The sequence below is a fragment of the Blautia sp. MSK.18.38 genome, from assembly GCF_024460535.1.
Lineage (GTDB): Bacteria > Bacillota > Clostridia > Lachnospirales > Lachnospiraceae > Blautia_A > Blautia_A fusiformis.
The window spans coordinates 81,362-88,514 of sequence record NZ_JANFYP010000018.1 but is presented as its reverse complement, the minus strand read 5'-3'; the positions used below and the strand labels follow the sequence as shown (position 1 = coordinate 88,514).

The window sequence follows — 7,153 nt, the reverse complement described above, 5'->3', positions numbered from 1 at the left end:
GGTGTGGAGCGGGGGAAAATCCGGAGATAACTTCAAAGGATTACCTATCGCTATCGGGTGCAAAATCCCAGGGGATTAAGCAGCTGATGGCGGGAGGTGGTGTTGTTTTGATCGGCACCCAGCTTGTACCGTTACTTTCCGGTTTGTTTAGCTGAGAAACTTAGGAGGGAGATGACTCATGGATCGGATATTTGAAGCGATTGAAGAATGGATGAGGAATCTTCTGACAGGCATGGTAAGTTCCAACCTGACAACAATGTATACCGATGTCAATGAAAAGACCGGTCAGATTGCTGCTCAGGTTGGGCAGACACCGCAGGGCTGGAATGGGAACATTTTCAGCATGATACAAAATCTTTCCGATTCGGTCATTGTACCGATTGCCGGTATGATTATTACCTTTGTGCTTTGTTATGAGCTGATTTCCATGTTAACAGAAAAGAACAATATGCATGACATTGATACATGGATGTTCTTTAAATATTTTTTCAAGATGTGGGTGGCAGTCTGGATCGTCAGCCATACTTTCACGATTACCATGGCGGTATTTGATGTCGGGCAGTCAGTAGTGAGCCGGGCCGCTGGTGTCATCAGTTCCGATACAGCGATCAATATAGATACGATGATTACCACGATGGAAACGGCAATGGAATCTATGGAAATCGGTGAACTTGTCATACTGGCACTGGAAACGATGCTTGTGAGCCTGTGTATGAAGGTTATCTCAGTCTTTATTACAGTGATTTTGTATGGGCGTATGATTGAAATCTATCTCTATTCGTCCGTTGGAGCTATTCCATTTGCAACCATGTCTAACCGGGAATGGGGGCAGATTGGAAACAACTATCTTCGTGGATTGTTTGCACTGGCATTTCAGGGATTCTTTATGATGGTCTGCGTGGGAATTTACGCAGTCTTAGTAGCGAATATCCAGATGTCAGATAACATTCATTCTGCATTGTTCGGCGTGATGGCATACACGGTGATCCTTTGTTTCAGTTTGATGAAAACAGGAAATTTTGCCCGTAGTATCTTCAACGCTCACTAAGAAAGGAGGAACTGGCAATGGCATTTGTATCAGTGCCTAAAGACTTAACCAAGGTCAAAAATAAGATCATCTTCAACTTGACCAAACGGCAGTTGATCTGTTTTGGGATTGCAGCGGCAGTGGGAGTCCCGTTTTATTTCCTTACCAGAGGGATCATCGGTTCCAGTAACGCAGCCACCGGGATGTGCCTTTTGATGCTTCCGGCATTTTTATTTGCCATGTATGAAAAGGATGGACTTCCGTTAGAAAAGGTTTTGAAAAATATAATCACCGTGAAATTTATCCGTCCTCCGGTACGGAAGTATCAGATGGAAAATCTGTATGAGAAGAAATTTATCATGGTCAGAAAAAAGAAGGGAGGACAGAAGAGTGTTAAAAAGAAAAAACGATAGACAGCCACCGCAGAGATTGGAAGAAGAACGTTATGCAAATGATTACTGGCTGGATGAAGAGGATGGTGGAGAAGATATTCCAGATCTGGCGGTCAGCAGTAAGCCGGTAAGCGGCAGACTGCACAGTGAGCCAATGGTAACGGGTTATGAAGCATTGGAAAGACAGAGAGGGGTACGCCGACCAAACAGAAAGCTGACCCGCAGGGAAAAGAAGGCTTTGAAAAGGGCACAGAAATATGAAGCGAAACTTCATAAAGAGCATGAAAAAGCGGATAAGAAAAATGCGAAGAAAGAAGCGAAGCTTGCGGCAAAAGCAGAGAAACAGGCAATGCGTGAAGCAAAGAAAAGTGCAAAGAAGAAAAAGAGCAGTTCAGCTACAGCACCGCCAAGACAGCAGCCGGAAGGGAAGAAGGTTTCAGGAGGAAAAGGTGGAACCACTGAAAAGAAAGTAGCAAATACTGCCAAAGATAAACGGATTACAGCACAGCAGTCCATTCCTTATCACGAGATGGGGCGAGATGGTATCTGTCGTGTACAGGATAAATTTTATTCCAAGACCATCCGTTTTTATGACATCAACTACCAGTTAGCTCAGAATGAGGACAAAAATGCGATCTTTGAAAACTGGTGTGACTTCTTAAATTATTTTGACAGTACGATTCATTTTCAGCTTTCCTTTATCAATCAGCACAGCAACATGGCGGAGTATGAAAAGGTTATCCATATCAATCCGCAGGAGGATGAGTTTGATGATCTGCGTATGGAGTTTGCACAGATGCTTAATAATCAGCTGGCAAAAGGAAATAATGGTCTGATGCGTACCAAGTATATCACCTTTGGTATTGAAGCAGAGAATATCCGGGAAGCACGACCGAAACTGGAACGTATCGAGTCGGATATTATGAATAATTTCAAGATTCTTGGAGTGACAGCGTATCCGCTGAATGGAATGGAAAGGCTTCAGATCATGTACGAGACATTCAATCAGGATAGTAAAGTCCCTTTTCATTTTTCTTATGATGAGGTACTTCGTACAGGTCTTAGCACAAAGGATTATATCGCACCGACCAGCTTCGTATTTAAGAATGGAAAAGATTTTCAGATGGGTGGAACGATGGGAGCCGTTTCTTATCTTCAGATTCTTGCCCCAGAGCTTACGGACAAGATGCTGGCAGAGTTTTTGGAGATGGACAGTAACCTTATGGTGAACTTCCATATCCAGTCCATTGACCAGATGAAAGCAATCAAGCTGGTAAAGAGCAAGGTGACCGATATTAACCGGATGAAGATTGAGGAGCAGAAAAAGGCAGTTCGTGCCGGATATGACATGGACATTATCCCATCAGACTTAAATACATATGGTGGAGAAGCCAAGAGACTTCTGGAAGATTTACAGTCCAGGAATGAGAGAATGTTCCTTGTAACGGCACTGTTTTTAAATACGGCAGAGACAAAGCAAGAGCTTGAAAATGTCGTATTCCAGACTGCCGGTATTGCACAGAAATATAACTGTGCATTGAAACGTCTGGATTATCAGCAGGAGCCGGGGCTTATGAGCTGCCTGCCGCTTGCTATGAATCTTGTGCCTATCAAAAGGGCACTTACCACAACATCTACGGCAATCTTTGTTCCGTTTACCACACAGGAATTGTTTATGGGTGGGGAATCCATTTACTATGGTTTAAATGCCCTTTCCAATAATCTGATCATGGCAGACAGAAAGAAACTGAAAAACCCGAATGGTTTGATTTTGGGTACACCGGGTGCCGGTAAGTCATTTGCGGCAAAGCGTGAGATCACCAACGCATTTATCGTGACAAAAGATGACATTATCGTGTGTGATCCGGAAGGGGAGTATTATCCGTTGTTCCGGGCATTTCATGGACAGGTTATCCGCATTTCACCGACCAGCCATGATTATATCAATCCGATGGACATCAATCTGGATTACGCAGATGATGATGACCCACTTTCCTTAAAGTCTGACTTTATCCTGTCTCTTTGTGAGCTGGTAGTTGGTGGGAAGAATGGACTGGAGCCGGTAGAAAAAACAGTTATTGACCGTTGTGTACGTCTGGTGTATCAGGACTTTCTTTCTGACCCAGTACCGGAAAAGATGCCGATCTTAGAGGATTTATATAATCTTCTCCGTGAGCAGAAGGAACAGGAGGCACAGCGTCTTGCGACTGCACTGGAAATCTACGTCAATGGTTCTCTGAGAGTATTCAACCACAGAACCAACGTGGAACTGAATAACCGCATGGTATGTTTCGACATCAAAGACTTAGGAAAACAGCTGAAAAAGCTTGGTATGCTGATCGTACAGGATCAGGTATGGAACAGAGTAACGATTAACCGTTCAGCGAATAAGAGTACCAGATACTATATTGATGAGTTTCATCTGCTTTTAAAAGAAGAGCAGACAGCTGCGTACAGTGTGGAGATCTGGAAGCGATTCCGTAAATGGGGTGGTATTCCGACGGGTATCACACAGAACGTAAAAGACCTGCTTGCCAGCCGTGAGATAGAAAATATCTTTGAAAATTCTGACTTTATCCTGATGTTAAACCAGGCATCCGGTGACAGGCAGATTCTTGCAAAGCAGCTGAACATTTCACCACATCAGCTTTCTTATGTTACCAACAGTGGGGAAGGTGAGGGACTGGTCTTTTATGGCAGTACCATTATTCCGTTTAAGGATAAATTTGATAATTCCCTGATGCTGTATGCGTTGATGACTTCTAAGCCGGATGAGGTGGAGAAGCGTAAAAAACTTGGTATCGGAGAAAGAGACGATTAAAAAATATAAAAAAAAATAGAACAAAAGCAGGGGATGAGCCGGGAAAAGATTTCTGGCCTTTTTTCTGCCCAAGAATGAAATGGAGGATCACTACATGAGAGATTATACGAATTTTGAGAGATGCAATGGGGAACCTTGCTGTGTATTTGCAGAGAGAATCTGTGCAGACAATTATAAAGAACTTTTAGAAAAAGGAAAGGACAGTAACGGGGAGGAGGTGTTTGGCGAGATGTTAGATGATCTGCTGTATTTAGCGGAACTGATTGACTTTATGGGGATTACTTCCTGCTTGGCTGCAAGAAGAACATTGAGTGAAAGACTTACAGATAAGCTGACAGATTCCATTGCAGGACTGGCAGATGAGGTACTGGAAAAATGGGAGAGCTATCAGGATAAAGCAGAATAACAGGTAAACAGTAAAGGGGATGGTGAGATTTGCAGGAGCATGAGTATAAGGCGAGAGATAAAACCGTCCAGAAGATGAGTCGTGATGGTCTTAGAGAAGAGAACCTTCGGAATAAAGAAGAAAAAAGGATCACTGGACGGGATATGGATACAGAGGTTTCCCGTAGTGAAAAAAAGGATGAGCTGGATTTCAGTAAGAGAAGGCGTGAGCATATCAATGAAAAAAGGGAAACAGAACATTCGGAGCAAAGTTCCAAAAAAACCAGATATAGTAGAGAATCTGTACTGGATGAGGAGTCAGAACAAGATATAGATAGAGAACTGGATGGGGAACAAGTAGCCGATGAAAGCACAGCTGCAACGAAATCCGCATTTCGCAGTGAGAGCATCCGTGGACAGCCAAGGGGAGAACGGGCTTATCTGGAAACGGTTGCAGACAGCCGGGATCTCCGTAAGAAAAAGATGGTCAGAGATTATGCGTCAAAAGAAAGACGGAAGGAAAAGGAGGTTTCCGAAGAAAGCAAGACGGCAAAGAGAGAAGCTGCCCGGTACAGGGAAACTTCAGAAGTGGCAGAAGAGTCTCTGGATGGATTTTCGGAGGAGATCAAAGGCAAATCGAAGCGGGAACGTGTGCTGAAAGAACAGCGGAAAAAGAGTTCCAGATTATCGTTTGGCGATGAAAGTGATGGCATGGTACATGGAGCCGGTATCGGTATCCGAAGTTCTGCATCTGCCGTGAAAGATGCTGCGGCTACGGCGGCTCATTGGAAAACCCATGAGGCAGAAGATGATAATGCTGCGGTAGAAGGGGCACACCGAGCAGAGCTTGCAGGAGAAAGCCTTGCAAGAAAATCCATTTATACAAGGGAATGCTTAAAGCAAAGGAGGGAACAGTCAAAAAGGCTGAAAGAAAGCGTTCTTGATGAAGCAGAAAAAAGCAGGCTGATGTTTGAATCTGTTTATGGAAATGAAGCAAAAAAGATGGTGAAGAAGGAAGCGGAGCAGAAAAGAAAATCTGCATTGCAAAAGCTGTTCCAGAAGAAACGTTATCAGAAACAGTATCAGGCAGCAAAGCAGAGCAAAAAGGCAAAGGATGTGGCGATTACTTCAGCACAGAAATTTACAGAGAAAGCAAAAGATGCAGTCAAAATGATTGCGGCACAAAACCGTGGGATTTTTGCTACAGTTGCTATTTTTGGATTGATCTTTGTCTTGATTGCAGCAAGTTTTACCAGCTGCAGTGCATCCCTGCAGGGAGCTTCGTCTGCTATTATTTCCACCAGTTATTCCAGTACAGATGAGGACATTTATGCCGCTGAAAATGCATACCGGGCATTAGAAGAAGCCTTAAATACGCAGATCAATCAGATGGAATCCACGCATCCGGATTACGATGAATACCGGTACCAGATTGATGAAATCGGGCATAACCCATATCAGTTGATTTCGTATCTAACAGTAAAATATGGTGGCTTTACTTATGATGAAGTGGCAGAGGAGATAGAGTCCATTTTCCGTCAGCAGTATGGGATTACGACAGATTCTACCAGAGAGACAGTTACCGAAACCAAGACAGTCCGGGTAGGAGAATCACTGGGACAGGTTGTCACCAGTGGGTATTGTAATTGCTCCATCTGCTGTGGGCAGTGGAGTGGAGGACCGACAGCCAGTGGTGCGATGCCGACAGCCAATCATACGATCGCTGTAGATGCATCGAATCCTTTTGTACCGATGGGAACCCATGTCATTATGAATGGTGTGGAATATGTAGTAGAAGATACCGGAGCTTTTGCAAGATATGGTGTTCAGTTTGATGTTTATTATGATAACCATGCAGCAGCTTCCGCACACGGGCACCAGACATGGGAGGCATACATAGCAGACAGCAATGGAAGCCAGGAAGTGCAGGTTACGACAACGAAAGAAGTAAACCGTCTGGATGTGACGATGACAAACCGTAATCTGGATACCATATTGAGAAGCCGCATGACGGAAGAAGAACAGGAAAGATACGATGCGTATAACAAATATTATGGAAATCGTGATTACCTGTTTGACTTAAACAGCATACCCACCGGAAGTGGTGGATTTGGTTATACCATACCGACAGATGCTTTATCTGATCCACAGTTTGCAAAGATGATCCGGGAAGCAGAGAAATATCTGGGAGTTCCTTATGTCTGGGGTGGTTATTCCCCAAGTGGATTTGATTGTTCCGGATTTGTAAGCTGGGTTATCAATAATTGTGGAAATGGATGGAATATTGGAAGATGTACTGCCGATGGACTTCGTTCTCACTGTTCGCAGGTATCTCCATCGGAAGCAAAACCGGGAGACTTGATCTTCTTCCAGGGAACCTATAACACAAGTGGAGCGAGTCATGTTGGAATCTATGTCGGCAATAACATGATGATTCATTGTGGTAAGCCGGTGCAATATACAAGTATCGCAAGTGCCTACTGGCAGGAACACTTTATGGCATTTGGTCGTCTGCATTAGAGGAGGTGA

5 protein-coding genes and 1 pseudogene are annotated in these 7,153 nt (G+C 43.9%); all 6 read left to right on the top strand.

Translation table 11 applies throughout. The annotated features are described in order from the left end of the window. Positions 1-56 precede the first annotated feature (56 nt). Positions 57-155, top strand: a pseudogene (locus tag NE638_RS12120) (Maff2 family mobile element protein); the annotation flags it as partial. 23 nt (positions 156-178) lie between these two features. Then, on the top strand, positions 179-1,048 hold the full coding sequence (locus NE638_RS12115) for a VirB6/TrbL-like conjugal transfer protein, CD1112 family (protein WP_055056582.1): 870 nt from the start codon (positions 179-181) through the stop codon (positions 1,046-1,048). Positions 1,049-1,065: 17 nt separating this feature from the next. Continuing rightward, positions 1,066-1,440, top strand: a complete 375-nt coding sequence (locus tag NE638_RS12110; RefSeq protein WP_173706485.1) for a PrgI family protein — start codon at positions 1,066-1,068, stop codon at positions 1,438-1,440. Then, positions 1,418-4,240 (top strand): VirB4-like conjugal transfer ATPase, CD1110 family, encoded by a 2,823-nt coding sequence (locus NE638_RS12105; protein WP_173706486.1) that lies wholly within the window; start codon positions 1,418-1,420, stop codon positions 4,238-4,240. The genes NE638_RS12110 and NE638_RS12105 overlap by 23 nt, the downstream gene beginning before the upstream one ends. A gap of 94 nt (positions 4,241-4,334) precedes the next feature. After that, entirely contained in the window at positions 4,335-4,646 is a 312-nt protein-coding gene (locus NE638_RS12100; RefSeq protein ID WP_055052945.1) for a hypothetical protein, read from the top strand. A 29-nt stretch (positions 4,647-4,675) separates the two neighbouring features. Further along, the gene (locus NE638_RS12095; RefSeq protein WP_173706487.1) at positions 4,676-7,144 is read left to right on the top strand and encodes a C40 family peptidase; all 2,469 of its coding nucleotides are present in this window, start codon (positions 4,676-4,678) and stop codon (positions 7,142-7,144) included. Positions 7,145-7,153 lie beyond the last annotated feature (9 nt).

Coding starts and splice junctions, on each gene's coding strand:
- NE638_RS12110 (WP_173706485.1), top strand. CDS start 1,066: ATGGCATTTGTATCAGTGCCTAAAGACTTAACCAAGGTCAAAAATAAG.
- NE638_RS12100 (WP_055052945.1), top strand. CDS start 4,335: ATGAGAGATTATACGAATTTTGAGAGATGCAATGGGGAACCTTGCTGT.
- NE638_RS12115 (WP_055056582.1), top strand. CDS start 179: ATGGATCGGATATTTGAAGCGATTGAAGAATGGATGAGGAATCTTCTG.